At 60.5% G+C, this 26,640-nt stretch carries 23 protein-coding genes and 5 pseudogenes; 15 read left to right on the forward strand and 13 right to left on the reverse strand.

The features are described from left to right. Positions 1-147: 147 nt before the first annotated feature. Both DRB19_RS15185 and DRB19_RS15190 read right to left on the reverse strand, forming a co-directional pair. On the reverse strand, positions 148-1,116 hold the full coding sequence (locus tag DRB19_RS15185) for a Vgb family protein (RefSeq protein ID WP_114186879.1): 969 nt from the start codon (positions 1,114-1,116) through the stop codon (positions 148-150). 446 nt (positions 1,117-1,562) lie between these two features. Further along, positions 1,563-1,910: pseudogene (locus tag DRB19_RS15190) on the reverse strand (NAD(P)(+) transhydrogenase (Re/Si-specific) subunit beta); the annotation flags it as partial. Positions 1,911-1,971: 61 nt separating this feature from the next. Between DRB19_RS15190 and DRB19_RS15195 the strand changes: the two are divergent. Next, positions 1,972-2,100 (forward strand): annotated as a pseudogene (locus DRB19_RS15195) (transposase); the annotation flags it as partial. A 260-nt stretch (positions 2,101-2,360) separates the two neighbouring features. Further along, the gene (locus tag DRB19_RS15200; RefSeq protein WP_114186880.1) at positions 2,361-3,053 is read left to right on the forward strand and encodes a class I SAM-dependent methyltransferase; all 693 of its coding nucleotides are present in this window, start codon (positions 2,361-2,363) and stop codon (positions 3,051-3,053) included. 58 nt (positions 3,054-3,111) lie between these two features. On the opposite strand, the gene DRB19_RS15205 is transcribed toward DRB19_RS15200, so the two are convergent. Together DRB19_RS15205 and DRB19_RS15210 are read right to left on the reverse strand one after the other, a co-directional pair. Next, a complete protein-coding gene (locus DRB19_RS15205; protein ID WP_114186881.1) occupies positions 3,112-3,807 on the reverse strand; it encodes a sensor histidine kinase in 696 nt (231 codons plus the stop codon). 373 nt (positions 3,808-4,180) lie between these two features. Further along, positions 4,181-5,476 (reverse strand): annotated as a pseudogene (locus tag DRB19_RS15210) (IS701 family transposase). A gap of 143 nt (positions 5,477-5,619) precedes the next feature. On the opposite strand from DRB19_RS15210, the gene DRB19_RS15215 reads away from it, so the two are divergent. After that, positions 5,620-6,048: a hypothetical protein gene (locus DRB19_RS15215; RefSeq protein WP_114186882.1), complete on the forward strand. Its 429-nt coding sequence runs from the start codon at positions 5,620-5,622 to the stop codon at positions 6,046-6,048. Beyond that, positions 6,045-6,533: a TadE/TadG family type IV pilus assembly protein gene (locus DRB19_RS15220; RefSeq protein ID WP_114186883.1), complete on the forward strand. Its 489-nt coding sequence runs from the start codon at positions 6,045-6,047 to the stop codon at positions 6,531-6,533. Before DRB19_RS15215 ends, DRB19_RS15220 begins: the two co-directional genes overlap by 4 nt. Before the next feature lie 7 nt (positions 6,534-6,540). Here the strand turns inward: DRB19_RS15220 and repC are convergent, their stop codons facing one another. After that, entirely contained in the window at positions 6,541-7,689 is a 1,149-nt protein-coding gene (gene repC, locus DRB19_RS15225; RefSeq protein WP_114186884.1) for a plasmid replication protein RepC, read from the reverse strand. Positions 7,690-8,776: 1,087 nt separating this feature from the next. On the opposite strand from repC, the gene DRB19_RS15230 reads away from it, so the two are divergent. Continuing rightward, positions 8,777-9,295 (forward strand): flavodoxin family protein, encoded by a 519-nt coding sequence (locus DRB19_RS15230; RefSeq protein ID WP_114186885.1) that lies wholly within the window; start codon positions 8,777-8,779, stop codon positions 9,293-9,295. An 85-nt stretch (positions 9,296-9,380) separates the two neighbouring features. On the opposite strand, the gene DRB19_RS15235 is transcribed toward DRB19_RS15230, so the two are convergent. After that, entirely contained in the window at positions 9,381-9,614 is a 234-nt protein-coding gene (locus tag DRB19_RS15235; RefSeq protein WP_147023253.1) for a hypothetical protein, read from the reverse strand. 140 nt (positions 9,615-9,754) lie between these two features. Between DRB19_RS15235 and DRB19_RS29980 the strand changes: the two genes are divergently transcribed. After that, the gene (locus tag DRB19_RS29980; RefSeq protein WP_162815708.1) at positions 9,755-9,910 is read left to right on the forward strand and encodes a hypothetical protein; all 156 of its coding nucleotides are present in this window, start codon (positions 9,755-9,757) and stop codon (positions 9,908-9,910) included. On the opposite strand, the gene DRB19_RS15240 is transcribed toward DRB19_RS29980, so the two are convergent. Then, complete coding sequence (locus DRB19_RS15240; protein ID WP_114186887.1) at positions 9,907-11,592, reverse strand: MFS transporter; 1,686 nt, start codon at positions 11,590-11,592, stop codon at positions 9,907-9,909. The two genes, DRB19_RS29980 and DRB19_RS15240, sit on opposite strands and share 4 nt — an antisense overlap. Before the next feature lie 874 nt (positions 11,593-12,466). Between DRB19_RS15240 and DRB19_RS31140 the strand changes: the two genes are divergently transcribed. The 8 genes and pseudogenes from DRB19_RS31140 (at position 12,467) to DRB19_RS15280 (ending at position 18,376) form a co-directional block, all read left to right on the forward strand. Continuing rightward, positions 12,467-12,649 (forward strand): head-tail adaptor protein, encoded by a 183-nt coding sequence (locus tag DRB19_RS31140; RefSeq protein WP_245439526.1) that lies wholly within the window; start codon positions 12,467-12,469, stop codon positions 12,647-12,649. A gap of 255 nt (positions 12,650-12,904) precedes the next feature. Continuing rightward, positions 12,905-13,194 (forward strand): annotated as a pseudogene (locus DRB19_RS31145) (BON domain-containing protein); the annotation flags it as partial. A gap of 446 nt (positions 13,195-13,640) precedes the next feature. Further along, positions 13,641-14,819: a DUF2382 domain-containing protein gene (locus tag DRB19_RS15255; protein WP_114186888.1), complete on the forward strand. Its 1,179-nt coding sequence runs from the start codon at positions 13,641-13,643 to the stop codon at positions 14,817-14,819. 198 nt (positions 14,820-15,017) lie between these two features. Then, positions 15,018-15,257 (forward strand): DUF6489 family protein, encoded by a 240-nt coding sequence (locus DRB19_RS15260; RefSeq protein WP_114186889.1) that lies wholly within the window; start codon positions 15,018-15,020, stop codon positions 15,255-15,257. Between the two features lie 644 nt (positions 15,258-15,901). Beyond that, positions 15,902-16,198, forward strand: a complete 297-nt coding sequence (locus tag DRB19_RS15265) for a hypothetical protein (protein ID WP_114186890.1) — start codon at positions 15,902-15,904, stop codon at positions 16,196-16,198. Between the two features lie 251 nt (positions 16,199-16,449). Further along, positions 16,450-17,268, forward strand: a complete 819-nt coding sequence (locus DRB19_RS15270) for a transglutaminase-like domain-containing protein (protein ID WP_114186891.1) — start codon at positions 16,450-16,452, stop codon at positions 17,266-17,268. A 183-nt stretch (positions 17,269-17,451) separates the two neighbouring features. Next, complete coding sequence (locus tag DRB19_RS15275) at positions 17,452-17,655, forward strand: hypothetical protein (RefSeq protein ID WP_114186892.1); 204 nt, start codon at positions 17,452-17,454, stop codon at positions 17,653-17,655. A gap of 352 nt (positions 17,656-18,007) precedes the next feature. After that, positions 18,008-18,376, forward strand: coding sequence for a hypothetical protein (locus DRB19_RS15280; protein ID WP_114186893.1), 369 nt, complete (start codon positions 18,008-18,010; stop codon positions 18,374-18,376). 169 nt (positions 18,377-18,545) lie between these two features. Here the strand turns inward: DRB19_RS15280 and DRB19_RS15285 are convergent, their stop codons facing one another. The 4 genes and pseudogenes from DRB19_RS15285 to rnhA form a co-directional block, all read right to left on the reverse strand. Next, positions 18,546-19,979: a DUF6880 family protein gene (locus tag DRB19_RS15285; RefSeq protein ID WP_114186894.1), complete on the reverse strand. Its 1,434-nt coding sequence runs from the start codon at positions 19,977-19,979 to the stop codon at positions 18,546-18,548. A gap of 1,202 nt (positions 19,980-21,181) precedes the next feature. After that, positions 21,182-21,373: a hypothetical protein gene (locus DRB19_RS15290; RefSeq protein ID WP_114186895.1), complete on the reverse strand. Its 192-nt coding sequence runs from the start codon at positions 21,371-21,373 to the stop codon at positions 21,182-21,184. A gap of 440 nt (positions 21,374-21,813) precedes the next feature. Then, positions 21,814-22,338, reverse strand: coding sequence for a peptidoglycan-binding domain-containing protein (locus tag DRB19_RS30785; RefSeq protein ID WP_245439528.1), 525 nt, complete (start codon positions 22,336-22,338; stop codon positions 21,814-21,816). Positions 22,339-23,229: 891 nt separating this feature from the next. Further along, positions 23,230-23,715: pseudogene (rnhA, locus tag DRB19_RS15300) on the reverse strand (ribonuclease HI). Between the two features lie 253 nt (positions 23,716-23,968). Here rnhA and DRB19_RS15305 point away from each other — a divergent pair. After that, positions 23,969-24,559 (forward strand): hypothetical protein, encoded by a 591-nt coding sequence (locus DRB19_RS15305; RefSeq protein ID WP_114186896.1) that lies wholly within the window; start codon positions 23,969-23,971, stop codon positions 24,557-24,559. Between the two features lie 608 nt (positions 24,560-25,167). Here the strand turns inward: DRB19_RS15305 and DRB19_RS15310 are convergent. After that, positions 25,168-26,256 (reverse strand): adenylate/guanylate cyclase domain-containing protein, encoded by a 1,089-nt coding sequence (locus tag DRB19_RS15310; RefSeq protein ID WP_114186897.1) that lies wholly within the window; start codon positions 26,254-26,256, stop codon positions 25,168-25,170. Next, a complete protein-coding gene (locus DRB19_RS15315) occupies positions 26,253-26,630 on the reverse strand; it encodes a response regulator (RefSeq protein ID WP_114186898.1) in 378 nt (125 codons plus the stop codon). The genes DRB19_RS15310 and DRB19_RS15315 overlap by 4 nt, the downstream gene beginning before the upstream one ends. Positions 26,631-26,640: the final 10 nt, after the last annotated feature.

Genomic DNA, 26,640 nt, shown 5'->3' on the forward strand with positions numbered 1-26,640 from the left:
TGGGCCGATTGGCAGAGCTACCCGTCCTTTGGATCCTAGATGCGCAATTTCGCAGAAGGTGCCTTTATGGAACTGGTTTCGATTGAACGCCGATCCTCCCCTTGGAGGTCTCACAAAGGCGCTCCTATCGTACCACCCACACCTGTTTCAGTCTGGCGGCTGTATTCGGTAGATGGCTTTCCCCGAGATCCAGAGTGAGCCCGCTCCGTACCGAATGGCATCGCCCATAGGACCTGATCCGGTGAAATGGCGAACCAGCGTGTTCGTCTTGGGGTCGATCTGCGCAACCGGTGTTCTTGGGGCGCTGATCCAGACGTAGCCGCCACCGCAAACGATATCGCCACCATCCAACCGTCCTATCGTCTCAATGGTCGCCAGCACCTCGCCGGTCTTGCCATCGATCCGCTGTACGGTGCCATCGCTCTGGTTCAGCACCCAAATCGAACTTTCGCCGGACGCGATAAAGCGCGGTCGGTCGTGGAGCTTGATGGTCGAAATGACGGCATTGCTTTTGGGGTCGATCCGATAGAGTTCGCCGTTCTCAAAGCCGGTCACCCAAACCGAGCCGAAATCGACCACGACTCCGGCACTGGCTGAAGGGAGCGGGATCTCCGCCTCGACTGCCCCGGTCCCAGGATTGTAGCGCGTCAGAACGGTGTCCCTGGTCGCACTGGATGGGGCGGTCAGGACCCAGATCCCACCCTCCCCCACACCGATGTTGCCCTCGCTCTCCACCATCTGGGCGGGGATTTCCTGCACCAGCTTGTTGGTGTTGGGGTCTATCCTGAGGATCAGGTCGCGGGTCGTGGCAGGCACCCATACGGCCCCTTCGCCGATGCCCATGGCGCGATACTTGCCATAGCTACCGAGCGGGATGTCCGTCACGCTGTTATCCGCAGCGTTGACCCGGACCAGAGGCCCACCGCCGAGAGCCGGATCCGAGGGTTGGTTCATCATCCAGAGGGAGTCGAACCCGAAACCCATGAAATCGCCGCCGCGCGGGATTTCCGCCTGCAGGGTCAGGCTGCCGGGGGGCAACTCTTCCGCTGCGAAGCCCAAGTCGGATGAGACCAGAGTAAGAAACGACAACAAAATGAGTGCTTTGACTGTGCTCATTGTCTTCCTCCCGGAGAAACTGCTGGCTTGGAAGACACGTCCTGTTAGATCGATTATACCACCATGGTCTCGTAATTCGCAGAACGCCCTTTACGGAACCCGATGAGGTGTCGTTTGACCGTATTCAGAAGCTTCCATCGGCGCTCGGGTCAGTGAGTCAGCAAAGAGCCAGTCGATGCGGCCCGCTCTGCCCGGCCCGATGTGAGCACGAATATTGAAGGACACTTGGGAGCCGCTGGCACCAACCCCGCTGCCGGAACTGCGCTGTCTACAAGCCATAGGACCGCGTTCGGCTAAAGTCAGCTCCGGGTCAAAGAGGAACGAACAGCAAATGAAATGAAGGTCCGCTCACTGCCTCATGAGCAGACCAAAGCGCTTCTTCAGAGAAATGCCAACAAAAGACCTTCGTGGAGGATTGGTGTCGTGTTTCGGCCTGAGGAGATTCTTCAGATGGCCTGCACCAGTTGGTCGACGCTGGCTTTGGCGTCACCGTAGAACATGCGGGTGTTCTCCTTGTAGAGGAGCGGGTTCTCGATCCCGGAGTAGTCCGTCCCCTGCCCGCGCTTGGACACGAACACCTGCTTGGCCTTCCACACCTCCAGCACCGGCATGCCGGCAATCGGGCTGTTCGGATCCTCCTGGGCGGCCGGGTTCACAATGTCGTTCGAGCCGATCACGATCACCACGTCAGTGTCGGCAAAGTCCTCGTTGATCTCGTCCATCTCCAGCACGATGCCGTACGGCACCTTCGCCCCCGCCAGCAGCACGTTCATGTGGCCGGGAAGCCGCCCGGCCTGTTCGAGCTTGAACTGTTTTCGCAAGCCAGCGTTCTGATCGTCCTGGCGGAGATGATCGATGCTGACGGACAAGCAATGGGCGATGTTGGAGCCGCTGATTGAGGCGTGCAGGCCCAAGGGCAAGACCCCGCCACAGGACCTTCGGCGCACACTTTCGGCCATCCTCTGGCGGCATCAGAACGGAGCCACCGCCTCAAGCTTCATGGGCGTCCTCTCGCTCGCAGCCGCTTTCGACTGGATCAAGTCCCAAGGTCGCGAGCAACACGGACCCAGATCGGTCAACACCATGCAGGTGGTCAGGGACACAAATGGCAGCTTCGTGCCTGGGCTGACACTGCCACATGCGGCAGAGCAACGGACTTTGTCCCCGTCACTGGGGTGTGCTACCCTCGGAGTGTCGTACATGCACCTCGACTCCGCCTTTGAGGCGCTGCCTGGGAGGGATTCATGTCGCAGGCAATCTTCCAGACACAATGGCAGACCTACCGCAAGGTGATCGACTTCAACTACAATTTCCATCGCGAGGTCTACGACCTGCTGCACGGCATCCTGGTCACCGAGGCCCCCAAGCCCTTCCGCTTTCTCGACCTTGGGTGCGGGGATGCCACCGGGAGCAGGGCAGCCCTGAGGGGAACGGACGTTTCTGGCTACTTCGGCGTTGACCTATCGCAGCCGGCGCTCACCCTGGCGGAAGAGACGCTCAAGACCCTTCCCTGCCCGGTCACTCTTGTTCAGGCCGACTTCGCCGAAGCACTGGCGGGCTGGTCGGAGGCCGTCGATGTCGTTTGGATCGGGCAGTCCCTGCACCACCTCGATACGCGAAACAAGGGCGAGCTGATGCGCCGGGTGCGTCGCCTGCTAGGTCCTAACGGCCTATTCCTGATCTGGGAGCCGACCTTGAGTGAGGGGGAGGATCGTGACGGCTGGCTCGGTCGCGTCGAGCACGGTAGCCGCCTCTTGTGGACGGAGCTCGACGCATCGGAGTTTTGCGCCATTGTCACTCACAATCGTGCATCAGACTATCCGGAGTCTGTGGCCGTGTGGCACTCGTTGGGTCTCGAGGCCGGCTTCTGCACGGCCGAGACGGTGTTTGTGGATCCGAGGGAGTTGGCTCGGGTGTATTGCTACCGGCCGTCCTGAGAGATGCGCGCTGCCGACGTTTCCATGGCAACTGCACAGGGGAGGTCCGCTATTCAAACTATAACAGGCGGTAGCCAGAGGTTGGCTCTTGAAGAGCCGACAGCGGCGTCTCGATGCTCCAGACGACGCCGGCAGGCTCATAGATGATCCCTGCCTGCTCGCCGAAGCTCCCGGCCAGGCTTCGCTCGAACAGCCGCGAGCCAAAGCCCTTACGTACAGGAGCTTTGACAAGAGGACCGCCGCTTTCCTGCCACCTGAACCGAAACAGGCCAGCCTCCCCATCCCTTGCCACATTCCACGTGATCTCGACCTGTCCCGCATCCACCGACAGGGCCCCGTACTTGGCTGCATTGGTGCAGAGCTCATGTAGGGCCAGCGAGAGGGCCAGCGTCGTCTTCGGCCCAAGGTGGACATCAGGCCCGCTGACGTGGATCCGGCCATGATCGTTGTGTGACTGGATGGCCCCTTCGACGATCACCGTGATGCTGGCACTGGACCAGTTCTCTTGCAGCAGGGTGTCGTTCGCCCGAGCCAGGGCTGCCAATCTCTCACTGAAGATGATGCCGGCCGCTTCCAGTGAAGGAGCGCTTCTCAGGGTCTGGGTGGCAATGGCCTGAACCATGGCCAGGGTGTTCTTCACCCGGTGCGTCAGTTCCTGCATCAGAAGCTGGCGCTGCTCTTCCAGGCGTTTGCGGGCCGTGATGTCGTAGACGGCTCCGACGATCCGCGACGGACGCCCGACCTCGTCACACACGATCTCCCCTCGTCGGGCAGCCACCGCACCGTTCGGTCGTCCTGCCAGACGATTCGGTAATCCGTGTAGCCGACTAGAGCATCGGACGATTTGTCGGACCCGCTCCGTTCCTACCCCTGCCTAGCGGAGAAAGGTGGAGCGTCGTGGATCCGCTTTTTCGTCCGATGCTCTAGATCCTCAAGGGAATGGACCAATGACGTTGCCAGCAGATGGCGGTGCATCGGACGGTTAAACGGACTTATTGCCAGCGACTTCGAAAGTAATTCAGCAAAAGTAATTCAGCATTGATGGGGTGCAGAAATCAGCGGCTCCGACTTCTCGTCCGATGCTCTAGGATGGTGTGTTACATGCGTCCTACTACTACAGCCGTGATTTACGTCGGCGTCGGGTGCGTTTGCGCCAGTGGCATTCTCGCGCCCGCTGCTGATGCCGCCGACGCCACACCGACCAGTGCTCCACCGCCTCAATCGAAGGCGGCCGCTCCCACACCAAGTGCCAGAGCAGCCATCGCACCTCGGGCACCGTGAACGGCAGCAGCCCCGCGGCCTGCCCGACGGGGGCCTCTCCCCCCGATGGCGTGCTGGCGCACGATGGTGAGATACGCATGCGCCAGCATGGCCAACGTGATGTGCCGATGCCAGCCCGTCCACGCGCGCACCTCGTACGCGTCCAAGCCGGTCTCGCCCTTGGCTTCCTCAAAGCAGCTCTCGATCCGCCAGCGCTGGCCCGCAATCCGCACCAGCTCGGCGAGCGACGTCTCCTCCGGTGAACGGGTGAGATAGAACGTGAACTGATGCGGGCGGCCCTTCTTACGGCGGATCAGCAGGCCGGTCTTCCAGTCCGGCACGGGCGGCGTGCGATACGGCAGATAGGCCCAGTCATACAGCCGTGGACCCTTGGCTCCATCCCCAGCGCTCAGCCGCCGCCAACCTCTGGCCGGCACGTCCTCGAGCCAATCCTCCACGGGCTTGAACCCGAGCCGCTGGGCCGAGGTCACAGCCAGCACGTAGCCGCGCCCGTGCGCCTCGATCAGGCGCCGCGTCTGGTGATCGGCACCATAGAGGCTGTCGCTCACCACCCAGGCACACGGCACGCCGGCCTCGAACGCTTGCTTCAGCATCGCCTGCCCGAGCTTCGGCTTGGTCGCGAAGCTGATCTCGTCCGGCACACCCGCCTCCGCCCGCCGTACGGCGTCATAAGCCCAGGTTTCCGGCAGGTACAGGGCCCGGTCGATCAGGGCATGGCCGTGCCGGCTGGCATAAGCGAGAAACACCCCGATCTGGCAGTTCTCGATGCGGCCTGCGGTGCCAGAGTACTGGCGTTTGACGCCGGCCGACTTGTCCCCCTTCTTCAAGAAGCCGGTCTCGTCGAGCACCAGCACGGCGTCAGGATCGCCCAGATGCTCGACGACATAGGCGCGCAGATCATCGCGCACGGCATCGGCATCCCAATGCATGCGGGCAAGGAAATCCTGCACGCCATCAGGGCTGGCATCGCCGGCCGCTTCCGCCAGGTGCCAGCCGTTCTTGCGCTCCAGCGGCGCGAGTAGACCCTGCAGGTAAGCCCGGACGCGTCGGCGCGGTTCGATCCGGCCGAAACGGGGAGTAATCCGGGTGCAAAGGTCATCCAACTGATAGGCCCAACGATGGGCCTCGCTTGCGTGCGTCATGGCGCGACACCTCCGTGTCTAAGACAACGCACAAGACCCGGCTGTAGTACTAGAGCCTGGAGAAGAAGGGAGGCCCCGGACCGCTTCACGCGTCGCTCCTCGGGCCGCCTCACCACCCCATCAAAGAATTTTGGAGTGGTGCAGTGCTCTGCCCTCAAACGGACACGATCCCGCATTCCCGCCGCCCCGGACGTCCGGCCACCGCGAGCGCCATCATCGCCCGGTGCGACGCCCTGTGCTTTCCGGGCGGCGTCTCGAGCTACATCGCGCCCGCCGCGCGGATCCGGCGCATCCGGGCCTGCGCCGTGGAGCAGTTGGGGCGTCATCCGCCGTCGAAGCGCTCGATCGAAAAGTTCTACGAGCAACGGGCAGTCGTCGCGAGCCGGTGGTGGCGGCACAAGCTGCTCGAGGTCGCCTTCATCCGGGCGTTCCCGGGCGGCGTCGTCTCAGCGGACACGACCATCCAGTCGCGCAACGACCGGATCCTCGATGACGGCTTCGCGGCCGACCAAATTCAGCTGCCCAGCCCCACGACGATCCGGCGCTTCCTCAAAAGCAGGGGCACCACATGAACCGGACCTTCCCGATTTCGCAGCCGGCCGAGTTGCTCCGCCGGCACGAGAGCGGCTCCGTCGGCGTGGCGATGGCGCTGCTGATGCCGCTCCTCGTCGGCATCCTCGGCCTGGCGATCGACTACGGGCGCATGGCCACGATCCGCACCGCCCTGATCCAGGCGGCCGACGCCACGGGCCAGACCCTGCGCATGCAGATCAACCTTTGCAACGCCCGCGTGGAAGCCGGCGAAATGCAGGCCCAAGGCTGCTTCGACGACGCGCACATGACGCTGAAGGGGGCCTCCCTCCAGGCGCACGCGCGCCAGCACATGGACGAGAACTTCAAGGTCCGGTGGGCCCGCGCGAGCGTCGACCGGTTGACCTATGAAGGCCTCACCGGACGCGTGACCCTCGACGTCTCGTCGCAGTACGATTGCGTGTTCTTGCACCTGATCCTCAAGGAAGGCTGTCGCGTCAGGCTCGAATCCGGCACCAGCTTCTGAGGCGCTGTCACGTCATCCGTCTGCGCCGCATGGCGAGCAGCTCGACCTCGAGGTTGATCTTGCCCGATTTCACCATCCGGACGAATGCGCGGAAGTAGCCGCCAGGGTTGCGGATCTTCTGCGTGCCGCTCGACACGTCATCATCGTAGAGCTGCAGCACGTAGATCACCGCCGTGGCTGCCCCCACGGGTCCGATTTCAGCCACGGCCTCGTTCCAGGCGCTCTCATGCGCGCCGAGCGAGGCCCGCAGGTACCGCCCTGCCCCGACGAGGTCGTCGATGGTACGGATCGGTTTTCCGTAATCGGTGACCGTGGGGCAAGCCTCAACGATCAATGCCGGTGATAGGTGCTCTGCCGGTCGTTCTTTTGGCAGAACCGCCTCAGCTTTCCCCGGAAAGCTCTTTGTACAAGTCTCGCTAGGAGATCCGTTGTTTGATTCTTTGTGGCGGCGGTTTTCGCCCCCATTGCCCGCTTTGTAGAACGCTTCCTCGCACGCATTCCTCAGAGCTTGCCACTGTTCCAGGATACTATCAGGCAGAGTTTGTGAACTCCGCAGCGGCGTCCTTCCTTTGAGCGCCTCCACCTGGTCCTCCAGATCGGAGCTGTCGAGATCGGGGAAGTGGTGCGCCAGCGCGTTGAGAGCCTCTTCGGCGGCCCGCCGGCAGATCGTCACCTCGTCGAAGGCGCGCTTCCGCACCTCGCGGAGCTGCTTCTGCTCCACGATGCGCTGGGCCCACTCCCCTCGCCTCGCGTAGACCGGCGTCAGGTCGAAGCCGAACGCGTCGACGATCTCGCCGGCCAGGTCCTTGACGGCGTAGCGCTTGCCGTTGGGCGAGTCCTTCGGCACGACGAGTTGCAGGTCGATGAGCTTGCGGATGCAAGCCCGCAGTGCGCGCTCGGAAAGGCCCGTGCGCTTCATCAGGTAGTCGTTGGACGGCCAGACGAGGATCCTGTCCCATTCCTGCTCGCCCCAGCTGGCGACAAGTTCGGACAAGACGGTGCGCAAGCCGGTTCGGAGGCACAGGGCCTCGGCCGCCTGGCGCACAGCCGCCGACAGTTCCTTACGCGTCACAGTGCGCCCGTTTTCGAGCGCGAGTTCTCTCGCGGCCAGGGCGGCATGTCTCAGCCGCCGGCCTCCTGACGATGCAAGCTGCATCGTACCCTCCATGTTGAGGGCAAAGCGGGAGGGTTCACCGAAACCGATGCTCTTGACACTCAGCTTGTCGGGATGGCATAAGGAAGGTGCAAATCATTCCAGATGCCCACCCTCGCGGTGGTCTCCAAAGGCCCTCGAAGTTTCCAGCTTCGTGGGCCTTTTGCTTTGCCTGATTACGTCACCGTGTTTGGCTCCTTACCAACAAAGGTTGTCTCAAGGGCGTGGTTAATGGCTTCCTGACGCGTCTTAAAGCGGCCGCTCCCGACGGCACGGTCGATCGCTGCCCCAATAAGCTGAGGCACCCAAACGTTCATCTCCCGGTCTCCCCGTTCCCGACGAGTTTTCCGGAGCCGTTGAACGCGCTCGATCCCTTTCGTGTCAGGCATGGCATTCCACCCACAGCACTCCAGACAGTTACGAGAAATGCCCGATTCTGAGACGGCTGTGGAGTCAGAGCGCAAGAATCCATTCACAATATCTGGATTCTCCGTTGGAAAACTCCTTTAAGCAGAATCAATTAGCTCAAACGGCCGAATCAATTCGCAAGTAAAAGGCTGGTTCCGAACGGCTTGGCGTTTCGCACTTGATTCCGCGCTCAGAGTTGTAGAGTTGGTATCTCGGCTCCCATTCCAACCTTTTTCTCTTCAAGACTCAATGTTCAGTCATGAAGACTGCATATCGGCAAAATTCCTACCATCAATATTTGCGGTAGACTCAAGAGCCCAGCTTTTGGAGGAATGCCTGACAGGTATTCGTCTGCCTCACGACCGCAGCCGACCATGGAAACTCGAGGGAACTTGGTCATAGGCTGAGGGGTTGATCCACCCCATTGCACAGCGAAGAGACATTCTGACATCGAGATCGTGGATGCAGGGTGCTTCCGTGTTCTTCCGCTCCCTGGATATCGTCAGAACTGGCACAACGGCATCTCAACTTTGCACAAACGCGACATTTCAACTTGGTTGCCAGAGGCAATTTTCGTTCAACAAACGTTTTGACAAGAAGTCTGCGACCCTTGCTGCGCCTGGATCCGTGCTCAGGTTGATCCTCTTGCGGCCACCTGCCATCAGGTCCAGGATCTCGGCCGATGGCCGACCCGCTGTACTCAGGCACGACGAAAACACTCCTGATCGTGTATCATTCGATGACCGGAGGCACCCGGCAGATGGTCGAGGCCGCTGCCCGTGGCGCAGCGGCAGAGCCGGTCATTCGCGTCCGCCTGCTTCCGGCGCTGGTTGCTCAGGCTGCAGACCTCCTTGGGGCGGATGGCTATCTCTTCGGCACCCCCGAGAACCTGGGTGCCATGGCTGGCCTGATGAAGGACTTCTTCGACCGCACCTACTATCCGGCGCTTGATCGCATCAACGGGCGCCCGTACGCGACGCTGATCTGTGCCGGCAGCGACGGTCACAACGCGGCGCGTCAGGTGGAGCGCATTGCGACGGGATGGCGGCTCAAAGCCGTGGCGGATCCGCTGATCGTCTGCACCCATGCTCAGACCCCGGAAGCGATTTTGGCCCCAAAGGTCATCAACCCAAACGATCTGAAGTGCTGCGAGGAGCTTGGGGCCGCCCTCGCGGCCGGGATGAGCATCGGGGTGTTCTAGTGGGCCGGGACTGGTACTGATAGGATCACACATTCCCCGTTGCGATGAGCCGGTCCGGGCTGAACGAGGAGACGGTTTGCTGACCTTAATGGGTGGCGTTGGAGCCGCCTTCGAGTGCGCCGCCCTTCTCCAAGACGATTTGCCCGAAGGCCGAGAGCGCATGCGCCATCACGTTGGACCGGTCGCTTTCGGGCGCGAGCAGAACCAGGTCGGCGAGGCTCTCGGCCATCATGGAGGCCATCTCGGCGAGGTCGGTATCGCCGCGCTCAAAGCGCTCTTGCACAAGTTGATTGATCTCACAGTGCAAACAGTCGGACATCTCATTCCCCTCTCTGGCAGCGGGACAGATCCGGCCTGCCCACGGCGCCCTGTAGCAAGGCTTCCAGGAACTGTCGAACCAGGACCCTGGGTGCGAACCAGCGACCATAGGGGGCGTTGGGCTGCGCCCCCGGAGTCCCTTTGGCGTCTTTCAAACTGGTCTTGGAGAACCCAAGAGGGGCTCTCGGCCTTGTCGGACGCAATGAGCAGGCCAAACAGCGGCTAGCCATCGTTCGAGGGGCCGAGCAGACCGACTGCATCACGGACGTTGGCCTGTTCGGAACAGGCGCTCATTAAGATGGCAACTGGGGTGGGTCTGTGGAGTCATGATCTGTCTCGTGGGGGTCGTCTGCCTCAGATGGGGGAGAAACCGGCTGGCGCTCAATCCTCCGGCGAACCTGCGGTGGTCCGGCTCCACGATGAAGCTCGTTCAACCGGTCGACGATCCTCGCATCCGCCTGGGTAATTCGCTGAGCCTGCCGGATATAGTCCAGCCATGTGGGCGTATCGTAGCGCTCGGTCCAGAGCTCTGGCTCGGCCAGGTCGCGCAGCAGGTGCCAATGGCGGGCCCCATCGCGGCGGCGGACCCGGCGCCGCTCAACCATCAGGGCAAGAAACTCCCGCACGTCCTCCTCGCGGATCTGGTAATCGATGGTGATCACGATGGGACCGCTGCGGTGCTCGATCTCCATGCTGAGGCTGGGATGCTTCCAGCGGTTGAGCGGCTCCAGATTAACCTCCTTATTGTCCGGCAGCACCCACCGCAGGCCGATGAGGACGGCCAGCAGGTGCACGAGCGCCGACAGAACCAGTGCTTCACTGATGCTGAACCGCTCGGCCAGCAGACCCCAGGTCCCGCTCCCCAGAGCGATGCCGCCGAACACGGCCATCTGGAAGAGCGCCAGCGTCCGCCCGGCCACCCACCGCGGCGAGGAGACCAGGACCGCGACATTGAACGACGACAGAACCAGGACCCAGCAAGCTCCTCCGAGACCCATGGCGACCATCGTCAAGGGCGTATTGGAACTGAAGGCGGTCCCAAGAGAGCAGCCCGCAAAGCCAATGAAGGACAGACGAACCATGGTCTCTGTGCCAAGTGCCAGACGGATGTGATTGCTGGATAGACCACCTCCAATCGCTCCGATGCCGAATGCGCCAAACAGCAGGCCGAAGGTTGCTGGACCACCCCCGACAAGGTCGCGGGCCACAAGAGGCATGAGAGCTTGGACGGCGCTGCCGGCGAGACCAAACACGAAGGTACGAGCCAGAACGATCCTGATCCTCGGTGACATCGCCACAAAGCGGATCCCGGCGCCCATGGCACTGCCAAGGGATTCCGGCGGCAAGCGCCGAGCCTGGATCTGCGGCCTCCAGCGGAAGAGGACGACGATCAGGACAAGATAGCTGAAGGCGTTCACTGCGAAAGCAGCCGTCGCTCCCGCAATGGCAACGATGACTCCACCAAGGGCAGGGCCAACGCTGCGCGCGATGTTCATGCTCACGCCGCTGAGAGCAATTGCCTGCGGCAGATCCTGACGGGGCACCATGTCTCGAACAGAGGACTGCCAAGCTGGATTGTTAACGGCAGTGCCACAGCCGATCAGGAACGTGAAAATCAGCAGGCTCCACGGGATGATCAGCCCGAAGTAGGTGCACCCCGCCAACACGACCGAGACTGCGATCGTAAAGACCTGCGCCACCAGCATCACGGCCCGTTTGTCGTAGTTATCCGCAATCGCGCCGGCGGCAAGCGAGAACAGCATGAATGGTAGGGCGGTCGAGGCCTGAACCAGCGCCACGAGGCCGGCCGAGCCTGTCAGCGACGTCATCAGCCACGCGGCTCCTACCGACTGGATCAGCCCACCGAGATTGGAGACGAGGAAAGCGAGCCACACCGCCCGGAAGGCGCCATGCCGGAGGGGCGAATAGGGCGACGGACGGGCATTGAGTTTCTGAGTGCGGGAAACGGGAGCCTCCAACGAACGAACGGCTCAGCAGGCAGATCAGAGAGCCCTCCCCGCTTCGACGCCGCTCAGCAGCCCCCACTGTACACTGGATTCTCGTGAAGACAGCAGTAACGGCTTGGCCGGAGGCCGATGAGAGATATCAATTAGCGCCAACGATTGGTGCATCCGCATTTTCGGTGCAGATCAATGGGGCTGAGGTGTTCTGGTGGAGACTGTGCGCTCGATGAGGGCCGCACAATGTCCCCTTGACTCGCTACCTCCTTGTGCTCTCTGGCCTTGTTGTGAAGCGGATCGTGTTTGGATCGGACCGGTGATCCTGACCGCTCACCCGGGGCGACAAGCGCGACCTGCCCGACATGCCGAAACTTCAGCGATCGGGCCCATAGTTAGTATTGGTGAACGGTGGCGGATCTGCCCTGGCATCATCTCACATGGGAAATGACAGGTCCGCGTGCGACGGTTTCGCCGCGCCAAGCTATTGTCCGCTGCATGGCAGCGTTCAGATCGGCCTCCGAATCGAACCGCCGCGCCACCGGCTTTGTCCCATCAAGCAAGGAAAGGCCATTTTGGCCGTGGGCGCCTGTCCGAGCCATTGAAAATGCACGAACGGGCATTCGCGGGAGGAACAGTATAGGCAAGTATGACTCCTTGATGTGACAAAACCCAACTGCTTCATGCGTGAGCCTGATGGCGCGACCGCGCACGGCGTCGCGACCCTCGCGGCGACGATTGAGGAGGGCTCGCTGGGAGGGCCGGCAAATTAGACAAGAGCATCACGATCGAGCGCCTGGTCGAAACCCTGGACGAGTATGGCGTCTCGCATGAGGCGTGAGCGCCCATCCGGACCCTTAAGGCGCAGATCGTCCAGGCCAGTTCCGAGGAGTTCTTGCGTTCCACCGGAGTGGCGGCTGAGTCCATCATGATCTTCCGCGTTCGGTTCATGGAAGGGATACCACCGGCCGACCGGATCGCCTTTGACGGGCACGAGCATGACGTCAAAGAGACTTGGGAGATCGGCCGTCGTCGCGGTCTCGAGATCCGCGCAACGTCCCGGAAGCATGGATCATGAGAGGACGCACACCCGAGCTTAGCCCCGATTGTGACGCTTTGACGGCTACCACCAAACCGCTGGTTTGGTTGGGTCATCACCGCTATACCGCCGAAGTGACGCCGGCCAATCTCATCATCTTCAGCCAGCGGTCAAACCGGGTGAAGGAGATCAAGAATGGCCGGTGTCGCTAGGCACTTTGGCGTGAGATTCCAGAATTCTGAGAAGTCCTGGGCATTTTGGCGTGAGATTCTGAGAGGATGAAATCTCAAGTTAGAGGTCTCGTCCTGGTTCGGTGATGATGATGCGGAGCGCCGTCGCCGCATGGATGAGCAGCATGGAGGTCAACATCGTGGACGTGGTCCAAAGGGCTATACACGCTCCGACGAGCGCATTCGCGAGGATGTGAATGACCGCCTGAGCGACGATCCGCATGTGGATGCCTCCGAGATCGAGGTGACGCTCTCCGGGACGGTGGACTCCCGGGAGGCCAAGCGGCGAGCGGAGGACATCGCGGAGCAGGTTTCGGTGTCAAGCACGTTCAGAACAATATTCGCGTCCAGCCGTTGTCTGGCCCAATGGGCTCTGCCTCTGCAACGACTGCCACCACCGGAGCTGGATCGAGCAACCAAGCCGCGGGTTCTGGCGGCCGTAACCCGGGAGCATCGACCCTCATCCCCGACAACGTGGTCATAATCACTGTCGGAAACTCTGATGTCAGATACTCGCAGCTTACAGAGTAAGGCACGATCAATGCGCTCAAGAAACAGTCATCCGCAGGGAACCGTTCAGCTTTACGGCCGTTGCCATGGTGCAATGCAACAAAACCGCTCGCAGTTGCGAAATAGAGTTCCTAACGCCTGCGTATCTCTTCAACGTTCAGTTGATTTCCTGGTCCAATCCCATCGGAGGGCCATTACTGCGCCCTGCCGCTGTGGCGCTTGAAGAGCGGCGGGGGTACGCGCGTCACCACTCAGTATTGCGTCTGGCTCCAAATTTTCATGAGGACGATATGACGACCATCAGACAATTGCTCCAGACCGGTCCGGCCAAGGCGAATGAGCTTTTCGCCAAGCTCGTCGACACCTCGGACGGTGCGATCAAGACGCGCGAGAGGCTGTTTGCGGATCTCAAGGCGGAGCTGGATCTGCTCGCCAGGCTCGAAGAGGAACACCTGTTCCCGGTGCTCCGGAAGCACAAGGCCACCAAGGGGCTCGTCTCTGCGGCGCTCGCCGACAACAAACAAACTAGAATCCTTCTCGACGAGCTTGAGGCCACGCCCAAGGACAGCGAGGAGTTCGCCACCAAGGTGGCCGAGCTGCGCAAGGTTCATCAGCAGAGTGTGCGGGACGAAAAGAACGAGCTGCTGCCGGCGGTCCTGAAGGCGCTGAGCGACGAAGAGGCCCAGGTGATCGTCGAGAAGATTGAGGCTGAGAAGGCCGAGATCGAGGAAGCCCGGCAGGTAGAGGCCGAGCATCGCCGTATCGAGGCGAGGCTCGAGCGCGAGCAGGAAGCCAGGCGTCTTGCTGAACAGGAGGACGAGGCGGAGCGCGAGCAGGAGGCCCGTGTGGCCGTCCGGCAGACCGTGGACGCTGTCGCGCGGACGGGCGAGGTCGCCGCCGAGAGTGCCAGGCAGATGGTCCGGAGTACGGCAGAGGTCGCTCAGCGGGTCGCGTCAGCGCCCATGAGCACCGGCTCGATCCTCTGGGATTCGATGTTCAACCTCTGGACGGCTCCGCTGGGCCGTGCCGTGGCTCGACCCAGCAATGGCCAACCATCCTCACAGGCGGAGGAGGTCATCCCGCTCGCCGAGGAGACCTTGGTGGTGGGCAAGCAAACCGTGACCAGCGGCACCACCACCGTGCGCCGCTTCGTCGTGGAAACCCCGGTTCAGCAGCAGGTGTCGCTGTATGATGAGAAGGTCATTGTGGAGCGGCGCAAGCCGGTCACCGACGCCGTGACCGGAGAGACCCTGACCGAAGTCACGATCGAGATGATCCAGACGTCTGAGGTGCCGGTGGTTGGCAAGAGCGTGAAGGTGCGGGAAGAGGTCGTCGTGCGCAGGGAGCGGACCCAACGGACCGAGACCGTGCGGGACACCGTCCGTCGCGACGAGATCGAGATCACACAGTCCGACGAGAACGAGCGCTCCGGCCGAAAGCGGCCCGCACTCGCCTACAACCGCAAGTAAGCTCACGATAGCAACGCCTTAACTTGCACACAGGTCGTGGTCGGGAACCGCGACCTGTGTGCTCGCAAACGCAAGAAGAGTGCGGGCTACGTCAGGGACTGCAACTGGAGCGCCAACTTCAAGTTCACCGCTCTTGATCGCTGCTGTCGTACGGATCCACGCTCGCCGGACGGCTGAACTGGAAGAGGATCGTTCGAGATGAAGGTCACCATGAACGTCGAGTGCACACCAGAGGAAGCACGAGCCTTCTTCGGCTTGCCGGATGTGCAGCCCATGCAGGAGCACCTGATGAGCGAGATGCAGGAGCGCCTGTCCGCCAACTTGAAAACGTTGGACCCCAATACGATGATCAGTGCTTGGCTCCCGACAACGGTCAAGGGCTTTGAACAGCTGCAGGAAATGTTTGTATCCCACATCAATCCTGCCAAGAAGAGTTAGGTGCTGAGGCGGGAGTCGCTGTTGCGCCGGCGCTCTTGCTTCAGAAGTCCCGGGTCCTGCATCCAGATCTGCAGATTCATCCCGATGGCACCAAAAACCTCGATGTGGGCGGCGATGTTCTTGCCACAAAGCTTCGAGAGTACGGAAAGGCTGCTGGGCAGCCTGACAACAGGACCATTGCCAGACTGCCCAAACAGTCACCGAGGTGCCTCATCGCTGCCCAGAACAGCGTTTCGCTGCACCTCCCGTTTTAAGCGCCAATCTTACGGCGGGAGCTATGTCGCTGCCGGGGGTCGTGACGATCGACCGCCCCAGTTCCTCCTCGTCCACAGGGGCAAGCTGTCTCCTGCGATCGGCGAGCTCATTGCCCAACTTCGTATGGCAGGCTGAGCCGCTTGCTTCACGGCCTTGGGGCCGAGGTTCCTGGTCGGGATACCAATGAGGCGATCCATATGGTGAAGAAGCAGACGGCGAACAACACCCGCCCAACGACCTGAGACAGCACGGCTACGAAACGTTGCCGATCGGCCTTTGTGATCTCGCTCTGCCCTCCCGTTCGACGAGGTTGCCTTCTGCGGTCGGCTGCGACCAGTTCGGTTAAACGTTAGCTTCAGAAGCCCGCAAGCTCATGAGAAGGAGCCCCCATGTTCACGTTGACCATCTGCGACAAACCGATCGCTGTCACAAACGCCGATGAGGATGAAGCCCGAGACCTCTTCATGAGCGACGATTTCAAGCAGGACCTCAAGATCCTCGAGAGCGAGGGCGCACCGCTGTGGGACGGCTTCGCGACGCTGAGCATCAGACCGGCATCTGAGTCGGAGATTGTTGAATTCGAAGCCATCGACGAGGACGAGGAGTCCGCAGGCGTCGAGGATGATGCGCCGCTGATCGTATTCCTGGTGGATGTCACCGATCCGGGCGAGGCTGATGAGGATTGAGCAGAGACAGATCCTACCACGCTCGACCGCAGTGGCTTAGCTGTGCCGAGCCTCGCAAGGTCGCCCTGGCTAAACGGCCCTTGGGGCATGATAATGCCGTCGGCTGGCGAGCTCTCGCGGTCTGGCTCCGCCCAGCTACCAGCCTGAGGCTGGCGGTCGTGAGCAGGACCGTGATCGGACCAGACGTGGGCCACCGGCCTGATCGGCTTGAGGTCAGGCATCGGAGTCCCCGGCGTTGCGGAGGAGGGATCATGCGCATTCGGGTCGGCTGCGAGATAGCCTACGAGCTCGAGCAAGTCACGCCGATGATCGTGACGCTCAACGTGCACTCGTCAAGGGTGTCCGACCTAGAGCGGCCAGACTACCTCATCACAACCCCATCTATTCCTGTGGAGGGATACCGGGACAGCTTCGGGAACTGGTGCAACCGTCTCATGGCACCGGCCGGAAGGCTCACCCTCAAAACCGAAACCGTGGTCCGCGACACGGGCCAGTGGGACACGATGGATCGAAGTGCTGAGCAGGTCCAAATCCAGAACCTTCCCGCAGAGACCCTGCTCTACCTGTTGGGCAGCCGCTACTGCGAGACGGATCATCTCGCCGACGTCGCCTGGAGCCTCTTTGGATCAACTCCGTTGGGTTGGGCTCGCGTGCAGGCGATCTGCGACTACGTGCACGATCATATCACCTTCGGCTACGAGCACTCGCGCGCAACGCGTACCGCTGCTGAAGCATATGACGAAAGGCGCGGCGTGTGCCGCGACTATGCTCATCTGGCGCTCACGTTCTGCCGCTGCCTCAACATCCCGGCCCGTTACTGTACGGGCTACATCAGCGACATCGGCCTTCCGCCGCCTCATGCACCGCAGGACTTTGCCGCCTGGATCGAGGTCTTTCTGGGTGGGCGCTGGCACACGTTCGATCCCCGCAACAATGATCCGCGCATCGGCAGGATTCTGATCGCCCGCGGCCGCGATGCTGCCGACGTGCCGCTGACCCTCACGTTTGGTCCTGGCACCCTGGTCGACTTTCGCGTAACGACCGAAGAAGTGATTGGATCAGACTTCTGAGCGCGTGGTGTTCGCACAATGTGTCCGGCGCCTAGGTCAGTTCGGTCGAGTGGTGAGGCCCGTGTTGCTGGATGGAGCAGGTAAGAGCCGTTTTGGGCTATTGCCCAGCCGGCACGACCTGACGAGGACTGGCCTGGATTGAACGGCGCTGGTAAGCTGCTGCAGCAGAACGTGAGATCTAGCATGACCCCCGAAGTCGAGCTGATCCGAGCCTTGGCGGAAGATCTGGCGCTTGAGATCTTGGCCTCGTACACGCCAGAGGATTTTCAGCAGGCCGACTTCACCAGCTTGGGCAAAGCGGCTGTTTATCTGACACAACATGATGAGGGACCCGGTCCTGCGCTTGAGGAACTCATCAAGAACGTGCAGCACGCCCAGGGGACATAAGACGCAGTCAGATCAGCGAGCATATGAAATTGTTGGGCATCTTCCAGCGTGTTGTAGTGAATGCCTTTCGGTCACGCGGTTGATCAGGCTCAGGATCGGCCTTCTACACCCGTCCTCTCACCGCTGCCCCACAGATCCTTATGCTCCCCATCTGGCAGAAGACGGGCAAGACGAATGGACTCACCTCATCCCGGAAAGCCGAATTCTCGTTGAACGCTTATGTTGGCAAGAGATCGGCGATCCATGCCGAGGCATGAGTGCTTGGCTACGGGGCTTCCATCTGCTCCATCGTTCAACGTTTGGATCGGGTTTGCTGCTTTTCTGGTGAAGAGCCGCCGGAGGAAGCGCTTGGATGGGAAACATCATTCTGGATCAAGTAGGTATTGATCAGAGCTACCACCTTTCGGCCCAGCGCCTGATCCTCTTCAAGGCTGTCTGTGTCGAGGATCTCCAATCGGATCTCGAAATCAGGATCACAAACGAGAATGGCCGGATCCTGCTCGGCGTCTTCTTCCGGGCTGTCCAGGAACCAGCCCTCATCTGGACTCGGGTCTTCTACATCGAGACCCGCATTCAGGCTCTCGACAAGATACCTGGCGAGACGGTCGTTGATCCTCGTGCCATCGTCTTCGCCAAAGATGATCCGAGGCTTGCCTTGAGGATCCCGGATGACGTGCTGCCGATCTCGTCCGGGGCGGGCGATGTAGAGGGTCCACTGTGACGATGGGCTCATGGGCTATTCTTCTCGTGAGCTTTGTTGACGACCTGAGCAAACCTATGTTTCGGCGTCAAGCATCAGCCCCTATCCGGCGGCTTTATCCAGTGACCTTGCATCTTTCCAGCTTGTCCCTGGTGGGTACGGCAGCGCAGCAGAACCAGTCGTGCCGTTCTCACATGACCAAGCTCCAGAACGAGCTTTTGCGGCCATGGTGGGCTTTGAGGCGTTTCACATAGGCCTCATGAGCCTCGAACCTCCCGAAATCTTCGATCCGGCCAGCAAGGTTTTCGCACTCCTCAAGGTGGCGAGCGGCGTGCTGATACCGCTTGGTCCGGTTGTACTCTAGGGCAAAGTCGATCAAAGCCCGGCGGATAACGGTGGCAGCAAGAGGGTGCTTGGCTTCCAGCACAGCCGCGGCCGGTGCTAGGATCTCGTAGAAGTCGCCATTGAGTTCGTCGGCACGGCTGAGCACGAAGTGGGAGGCTTGGTCCAGCGCCGGCCAGGTCACCACAAATCCCAATGCATGGTGCACACTCGGATGCTCAAGCGCGTGAGCGATGGCCCGCTCCTCGGCCTCAAGATCCTCAAAGTCGGGCAGGCGCTTGAGATAGGAGCGCAGGTGCTCCGGGTGGAGCGAGCGCTCGAAGCAGGCCCAGCGAAACGCCTGCGCCTCATCCGCTCGGCCGAGGGCCTCGAGAACCTCAATCCGGGTTTGCTCCCATTCAACAGGGATCCAGCCGGGCCGGTCCTGATCGATGGCATTGATGGCAGTCCAGGCCTCGTCAGCGCGGCCTGCAGCCAAGAGCCGTTGCGCGATCTCTACAGCGACACTTGGAACGTCTCGTGCCTTCTCACTTTGCTGGGCGATGAAGGCGTCCACATCCCCCTGCGCATCTGCAATCGCCTCCAGCGCCATTCGAACAACGCTGCTGCGATGGCGCTCAGCCAGATCATCGGCGTATGAGGCACCACCCATACCCCAGCCGACAACCTTCCGGTCTTCAGCACGAGGTTTCTGCCGCGGCTCCTGTGACAGTTTGAGGATGAGCTGCTTGAGATGGTCGAGGCCTGTTGAGCCGAGTGCTGGAGCCAGAACCTCGATCAGGCCGTCATACTGACCATACTCGTTCTCGATCAAAGCACGGTAAGCCTGCTCCGCCAGCAGGTTGGGGGCGGCATCCGCTGAGTTGGTAATGTCACCCAGATCACGGCAGGCGGCCTGAAAGACCACAATCACGCTTCCACTGCTGTCATCACATCGACCGAAGATTGGGTTAGCAAGCGCCATGAAGCGCCAGAGAAGGTCCAGCGCTTCGGCCGCATCGACTTTGGCTACCTGACTGATGGCCCGTCTCTGGGTCTCAAGATCCGCAACAAGGGCTTTGCGCTGGCGCCAATCGACGAAGGAGCGGGATCGGGCAATGGCGGTCAGGCGCTTGCGGATCTCCTGCGCCATGTCGGCAGGGCTGGCGGCGCCGGCCAGTTCCAACCGCAGGCGGCGTTGGGCTGCTGCATTGCCCCGGCTGATCTCAATCAGCAGCTCAGCCAGGCGCTCGGCTCCAAGCGCCTCGAGGTTCTTCGCGTTCAGCGTCTTGCGTGAAGCCATGTCGCATCCTGAGTGCGTCCAGGGCTCTCATTTATGAGTCCTCCCTCCCAGGATCAATCCATAGTCTATTGTAACAATTACGACCACATACCTTCTGACGAGAAGTCCAAGGCGAGAGAAAATTTAACCGATACAAGCTTGAGCCATCAGCCGACCTATCGCGCCATTGTATCTTAACGGTTCAGCCACCATGATTGACCTATCGTCAGGCATATAGGCGCCGGTCTCGTGAGCGCCACCACCCATCTATTCCGATCCAGATGGTTGTCTCCACCCATGGTCTTACTGCTCCGGGAGCTTCGATGTTTCAGGCCTTCACGCGAACTCTCCCCCGCCGGTACCAAGCCGCCGTGGTGGTCTTGGGATTGGGCGCTGTCGCTGGATGGGGCCTGCTTTCTGAATCACGTGGGTTGACGGCGGAGCCTGAACGTCAGTCGTCGGCGCCGGCTGCCGAAGTTCCAGCAGGTCAGAGGCTGACACTGCCCGACCGGGATAAAGCTCAAAGTCAAACGACTGAAGTCCTAGGTCCCAGCATGTCACCGGGTTTTGGCCAGAAAGAGATCGCTCGCTTGGCCCAAGAGAAGGTCCTGGTTCAGCCCAAGCCAGTCATGGCTCGCCCTGCGCCTCAACCTGTCTCATCTGCAGGTCGTCAGCCGCAGGCCGGAACTCGCCAAGCTGGCTTGATTGCGCGCAAACCACCAACTCCGCCACAGGCACCGGCACGTCGCGTCAGCACAGCGAAAGCGGAGGCTGCACCCGGTGAGAGCAAGCGCTGAGCAAAGGCGAAGGCGCGGTGCGAACCCGGAGTGAATGCCTTGCCCGCTTGGCTTTTGGCCCTGCATTGATCCAGACACAGTCGACACGTGTTGCTTCTGGCTCACCTTGCGCACTACACGCGGCGCCTCGTCATCGATCCAGTATCAAGTGTGAGGAAGGCCTACGTGGCGACCGGCGAGCGCGCCTGGGGATCCTCAACAGACCGGCAACAGGCGAGGCGATGGCCGATCTCATTACCGATGGCCAGGCCGCACGATCGATCTGGCACCTGTTGATCCTAGCCGGCTCCGCTCATCAGGGCACGTCTAATTGAAGTGGGATCAGCCCTGCTGTCAGCTGTAGCGCAATTAAGCGGGTGGAGCGGCACACGCCATGATGGGTCTTCGTACCGGGGACGGGCATTCTCCCGCACCCTCGCATGCCGTTCAGGCAGAATGCCGACCAGCCGGGTTCGAGCCATAGCCTGTGTGCCATTCCCCACGCCAGGTTCGAAAGAACACCTCCCGCGGGATACCCTCCTTCGTGGCAAGGGTCGCGACCGACCGCACAATGAACACAAGAGACTGGTTGGTCGCCAGGAGCTCCGCCGTGAGGTCTTCCTGTTCTTCATTTGTCATGCCAACTCCGCTGGTACGCACCTGTACAGGATCGCTCAATCCCTGATGGAGGGCGAGCCTGATTGTGCAGCAAGTTGGGTGAGCGCTCTCAGGGTATATGGAAGGGCAGGGCGAATTCGGGGACAGCGCAAGCATAGCTCCCAATGGCACGGTAATGTCGTATGTAGGGCGGCATATCACACCGGCTCGGCTACAGATGACGACTAGCTTCGCCAGGACGCCATGCAGAAGTTCAGCGCTCGACCAACCCGACTGATCAACCGGATCGATGAGGTGCATGACGCGGAATCGAACATGACAAGCGCCAACAGCAGCCGACATCATGAGAACCATGACTAGCCGTTGAGCCGAACGCTCAGGCTCGGCTGCTCTTGTGGTGTCATCTGATGAGGCTCCCGCCAGTTATCGCTGGTGGGGCTGAATAGGCTCAAAAGACCAAACTACTGAATAAGGGAGGCGACGTGGGTTCTCAATGCCTGAAGGGTCGCAGGTCCAAGTTTGCCTGTGACAGGAAGACCTTTGGCTCGCTCAAACGCCTCAACGGCTTTGCGGGTCGAGGGGCCTAAAGACCCGTCAGCTTTCAGTGTTCCATACCCGAAGTCCACAAGCGCTTCCTGCGCCGTGCGGATCTCCTGCTTGGAACGACGAACAGCTGACGTCATGCTGACCGTAGGACTTTCCGTCATAGCTGCAGCCTGATCAGACGGTCCGGTGAACTGAAGGCGGGTTTGCTCAACCGCCTGACTAACGTTCGCCCGCAGAGAATCCAGCTGCTGGAGCTCTTCGGTTGCTGCTTCGATCCGCACCAGGATAGTGTTCAGATCCTGGCCGGCTAGAGTTTTCTGATCATTTGCTCTCACCAGCCGATCGCGCTCTGCGGTAACAGTCTCGATCTGCTGCCGAAGCTGTGAGTTTTCACTCTGGAGAGTGTGCTCCTCAGATCCTATAGAAAGGACGGAGTACACGAATAGGCCCCAGCCGATTGCCGTAGCAACCAGGAGGCCTATGCCCGTTGCATCGAGCTGAAGCCTGACTTGGTTTCTCACATAACTCATGAGCGTACTCGCGAATTGTTAGCTGAATTTCTGAGCGCGTTGTGTGCTCACATCAGCTCCGCATTGGGTCGAGCTTGTGACGCAATTGGGACAGTGCGAGGTCTTTGGCTACGCATGGTTAATCGAACGTAACCTGAAGAGGTTGATAGCCGGTGGCAGACTGTATGCTGGAGAATGCGCTGAAGTGGCTCGTATAGCGACGCGCTGTTCTATGAGGCCGATGATCTAACGCGTGATCTCAAATCTGTTCGCGATAGGCTGGGACCGCACCCCTTCATTCGACGTATGAACATCCTCTGGTGGGGGCTCGATCGGGCTCGGGTAGACGTTCGGGCGAGGTGCTCGATCCACCCAAGGTTCTGCGGTCTCTATCTCACCTGTTGGACCACAGATACGATCCCGCCTGATAACCTCCTCACCAAAGCTGTTGATCCGCCGTCTGGTGACTGTTCTACATCTCTCAGCCTCGATGCCGCGAGAAGGATCTGCGTAAAGATTTCGCTCATAGGTCTGCTCAGTCCCGCCATAGCGGTCGTACTGATACTCGCTGTAGGAGACCTCAGTCCCGGTAACGCACCCACCGAGCAATGTTGCCACTGCGATCAAAGTGGCAGAGGGACTGACCCGTTTGGACCAGCTCAACATGGGAGCCTCCCTGTGTTCACCGGCGACGGTGACAGGCACCGTCCAGCATTAACAGGGAGGGTCGGGCGGCACCCGTGAACCGTATCTGAACAGCTCAGCTTTCTGCATCCTTTAGGTAAACGAGCCTGTGGATGGAGATCATCACCTCAGGGATCGTTATGAGTTTATCGCCGCTCCAGGGCACTTTCCGTCGATTCCACCTCCTGCCGCGGCCCTCACGGCTTCCCAATTGGCGAGGCTATCCACCCGCTCGTTTTCGGGGTGGCCCGCGTGACCCTTCACCCACTTCCATGTGATCTTCCGGCCAATCATCAGGGCATCCATCTGCATCCATAGATCCTGGTTCATGACCGGCTTGCCGTCAGCCTTGCACCACCCTTTGGCCTTCCACCCACGGAGCCACTCGGTCGCGCCCTTAATCACGTACTAGCTGTCGCTGTGGATCACGATAGGCAGACCCTGAGGAACAGCCCCAAGAGCTTTGATGGCTGCTGTCATTTCCATCTTGTTGTTCGTTGTGGAGCGATCTCGGCCAACGATAATCTGCTCTTCACCTGCAATGGTGATCACTGCAGCGTATCCGCCAGGGCCAGGGTTTCCCAGGCATGCGCCGTCCGTGAAGATAATGGCTTGGTTGGTCATATGGATCTCTCGATAGGTTCGTTAGGCAATGGATTGTCCCAGTGAGCAAACTGGAAGGGAGCATAGAGCAGGGGAGGGTTTAAGATCCCCTGACCGGACGCCAGCAATTCACAGAAGGGCTATCGCCAAATGACAAGGCTTGTCGGGAGGAGCCTCAAGCGGCTTCTGTCACGTGGGGCAGTGAGACTATTTTTCAGCCAGTCACAGTCTTTGGTGGCGTCGTCAAATTCATAGGGTTTTCTGAGGGGACGTAATGCACGATCAGACGAGGGAGCTTCGCGAACTCATCGCACAACTCCGGCCCGCTCAGGGGGCTCGTTCAACCACGCGCGAGTACCGCAACTTGGACGAACAGAATGATGCGAGGACAGTCTTGGAGGCAGCTGGCATTCAGTTCACGAACCTACGTCACAGAGGCGAAGGGAGAGACCCACCTGATTGTAAAGTGGAGATCAATGGTGTTCGTTGTGGAATCGAACTGACTGACTTCGTCCATAGGAAGTCGCTGAAGAAGTCCATCAAGGCCCACAAGGCAGATAGCCGGCATCGCTATTTTCATGAGTGGACCCGCGAGGGGCTCCTTAATCAACTCCGAGAGGAGATTGCGAAGAAAGACCAGCCTAGGGATCTGAAGGATGGTCCATGGCAGCGATATTTCCCCATTTTCTGGACAGGAGAGATGCACCTGGGAATCGAGGAATTGGCGGAGTTCTTCGATGGTATTGTGTTTGAGTGCGACCTCATCACAGATGCATTCATGGGCTTGGACTACCACTCAGGGCGGGGATACCCAGCTATTCGCATTCCAGTGGTCAGCAGGACGGCGGCCTTCCGATCACTATGAGTCGTTAAGGCGAGGAGCTACTTGGGTTGCTTTGAAGATGAGAGGGTGGACAGCAATACATCCGATTGGAATTCATGTCCGTGAGCAAGAATACTTTTGCACAACAAGCGCTCGCAGGGCAGTTCTAGCTGGGGCCATCTGTCAAGGTTGATCTTCAACGATCAAGTTTGGCCGACGCCGGGTGGTCAGTGGTCATTCAAGCGCTTCAGTGTCTCCAAGAGCCGCGTGCCAACCTCTATGGCTTGCTCTGCTGCTCACATGCTGCGCAAGAGACTGGACAAGTACGCCCGCAGTTCGCAGCTATGTGAGGCCTGCGGGTGGAGTAGCCTACTTTCTGTCCTCACCGAAACTTCGCGACCGAACCTGCGTGAGAGGTATCGTGTGGGCGACATACTCCTTAAAGCCCCATACATCTGAATGGCCAAAGTCCGGGATGAGTCAAAGTGTAACGTAGAGCGGATTGAAAGAACGTCCGCTCACGCCGCAATCCAGATAAAGTCAGCCCAGTGCCAAGGGCGGACCTTTACCCAACGCGCATCTCGTACTGCCTGTCCTCCTGAAACGTGGTTGGAACAGGTGTTTAAATGACAGTCCTGCGGTGCTGCCGTTCAAGCAGTCTCCTGGCTCCCGATCGGGTGGACCGGCATGGTCTGAGGGGCACCTAGCCGGAGACAGCGAAAGACTGACACTGCGCCCTTGCCTCGCAATGTGATCATTCCAAGCGGTTCCGCATCGGCTCGGCCTCTGATCTGACTCCAAGCCGGCTCGCTCAGGTGGACGTAGCCGCTCTGCCCAACGGTAACAAGCCGCGCCGCGACGTTCACGGTGTCACCCCAGAGATCGAAGCTAAACTTACTCCGGCCAACTACTCCGGCGACCACTGGCCCAAGGTGCAGGCCGCATCGGAGCTCCCAGCTGGCAGGTCCGATGCGCGCCGCCTGTATCATGTCAAAAGCGCAGGAGAGCCCAGCCATGACCGGGTCCGAATGCGGGAGCAAAAGATTGCCAGTGGCTAGAAACGCGTCGCCGACCGTCTTTATCTTTTCCATGCCATAGCGGGCGGTGAGCTCCTCAAACTCCTCGACCAAGTGCTGCAGGTGCCGGATCACGGTCTCTGGTGGATGTTGGTCGCAGTAGGCGGTGAAGTCGGAGATGTCGCAGAACAGCACAGCAACCCCTGGGTACCGCCGCGGCTCCACGCCGCCGGTTGCCTCCAGCTCGGCCACCGCCGGGCTCGGGAGGATCGCATGTAGCAAGTCGCTGAGGCGTCCCCGCTGGTGTTCGATCTGCGCCGAGTGGGCCCTTTCCTGATCACGGAGGTGCTTCTTCTCCAGGCTTGCTCTGACCCTAGCCCGGAGCAACACCTTGTTGAAGGGCTTAGGCAGATAGTCTTCCGCCCCGAGCTCGATGCAGTGAACCACACGGTCGAGGTCGCTCGCCGCCGAGATCATGATGACAGGGACGTGCCTCAGGAGCGGATTCTCTTTGATCGCGGTCAGGACTGCAATGCCGTCCAGGCCGGGCATCATTACGTCAAGAAGGACGAGGTCGAACGGGCTCTGGGAAAGCAGCGCGAGCGCGTCCTGGCCGTTGCTCGCCGTCGTGACGTTTGCGTAGCCTTCTCGCGCGAGGCGTTGGACCAGCGTGAACTGGTTGTTGTCATCATCATCGACGACAAGGATGGCGGCATCGTTCATGGCGCGTCCTCAGCCGGGAGCAGCGCCCTGATTTTCATCAGGAGCCTCGTCCATTCCACCGGCTTGACGTCATACTCATCGCAGCCCGCCTCAAGTGCCTGCGTTCTGTCGTTCGACATGGCATGGGCGGACAGCGCGATCACTGGGATATGGCTTGTGGCGCCATCCGACTTGAGCCGGCGGGACGCCTCCCATCCATCCATAACAGGCAGACCCAGGTCCATTACGATTAAATCCGGGCACTCGGCCTTGGCAATCTCGACACCGCTTGCCCCGTCCCGTGCAATCAGCACGTCAAAGCCCTGCCGCCTGAGCCGGTTCTGCAACATGTAGATGTTGTCATCATTGTCCTCGACGTAAAGGATGCGCGCCATGTTCCGCCCC

Origin of the sequence: Microvirga aerophila, assembly GCF_003332305.1 — a bacterium.
Lineage (GTDB): Bacteria > Pseudomonadota > Alphaproteobacteria > Rhizobiales > Beijerinckiaceae > Microvirga > Microvirga aerophila.

Bases quoted from the DNA above. Each gene is read 5' to 3' on its own strand.
- DRB19_RS15185 (WP_114186879.1), bottom strand. From the start codon at position 1,116: ATGAGCACAGTCAAAGCACTCATTTTGTTGTCGTTTCTTACTCTGGTC.
- DRB19_RS15200 (WP_114186880.1), top strand. From the start codon at position 2,361: ATGTCGCAGGCAATCTTCCAGACACAATGGCAGACCTACCGCAAGGTG.
- DRB19_RS15220 (WP_114186883.1), top strand. From the start codon at position 6,045: ATGAACCGGACCTTCCCGATTTCGCAGCCGGCCGAGTTGCTCCGCCGG.
- repC (WP_114186884.1), bottom strand. From the start codon at position 7,689: ATGCAGCTTGCATCGTCAGGAGGCCGGCGGCTGAGACATGCCGCCCTG.
- DRB19_RS15230 (WP_114186885.1), top strand. From the start codon at position 8,777: ATGGCCGACCCGCTGTACTCAGGCACGACGAAAACACTCCTGATCGTG.
- DRB19_RS15235 (WP_147023253.1), bottom strand. From the start codon at position 9,614: ATGTCCGACTGTTTGCACTGTGAGATCAATCAACTTGTGCAAGAGCGC.
- DRB19_RS15255 (WP_114186888.1), top strand. From the start codon at position 13,641: ATGACGACCATCAGACAATTGCTCCAGACCGGTCCGGCCAAGGCGAAT.
- DRB19_RS15260 (WP_114186889.1), top strand. From the start codon at position 15,018: ATGAAGGTCACCATGAACGTCGAGTGCACACCAGAGGAAGCACGAGCC.
- DRB19_RS15265 (WP_114186890.1), top strand. From the start codon at position 15,902: ATGTTCACGTTGACCATCTGCGACAAACCGATCGCTGTCACAAACGCC.
- DRB19_RS15270 (WP_114186891.1), top strand. From the start codon at position 16,450: ATGCGCATTCGGGTCGGCTGCGAGATAGCCTACGAGCTCGAGCAAGTC.
- DRB19_RS15275 (WP_114186892.1), top strand. From the start codon at position 17,452: ATGACCCCCGAAGTCGAGCTGATCCGAGCCTTGGCGGAAGATCTGGCG.
- DRB19_RS15280 (WP_114186893.1), top strand. From the start codon at position 18,008: ATGGGAAACATCATTCTGGATCAAGTAGGTATTGATCAGAGCTACCAC.
- DRB19_RS15285 (WP_114186894.1), bottom strand. From the start codon at position 19,979: ATGGCTTCACGCAAGACGCTGAACGCGAAGAACCTCGAGGCGCTTGGA.
- DRB19_RS15290 (WP_114186895.1), bottom strand. From the start codon at position 21,373: ATGACAAATGAAGAACAGGAAGACCTCACGGCGGAGCTCCTGGCGACC.
- DRB19_RS15305 (WP_114186896.1), top strand. From the start codon at position 23,969: ATGCACGATCAGACGAGGGAGCTTCGCGAACTCATCGCACAACTCCGG.
- DRB19_RS15310 (WP_114186897.1), bottom strand. From the start codon at position 26,256: ATGAACGATGCCGCCATCCTTGTCGTCGATGATGATGACAACAACCAG.
- DRB19_RS15315 (WP_114186898.1), bottom strand. From the start codon at position 26,630: ATGGCGCGCATCCTTTACGTCGAGGACAATGATGACAACATCTACATG.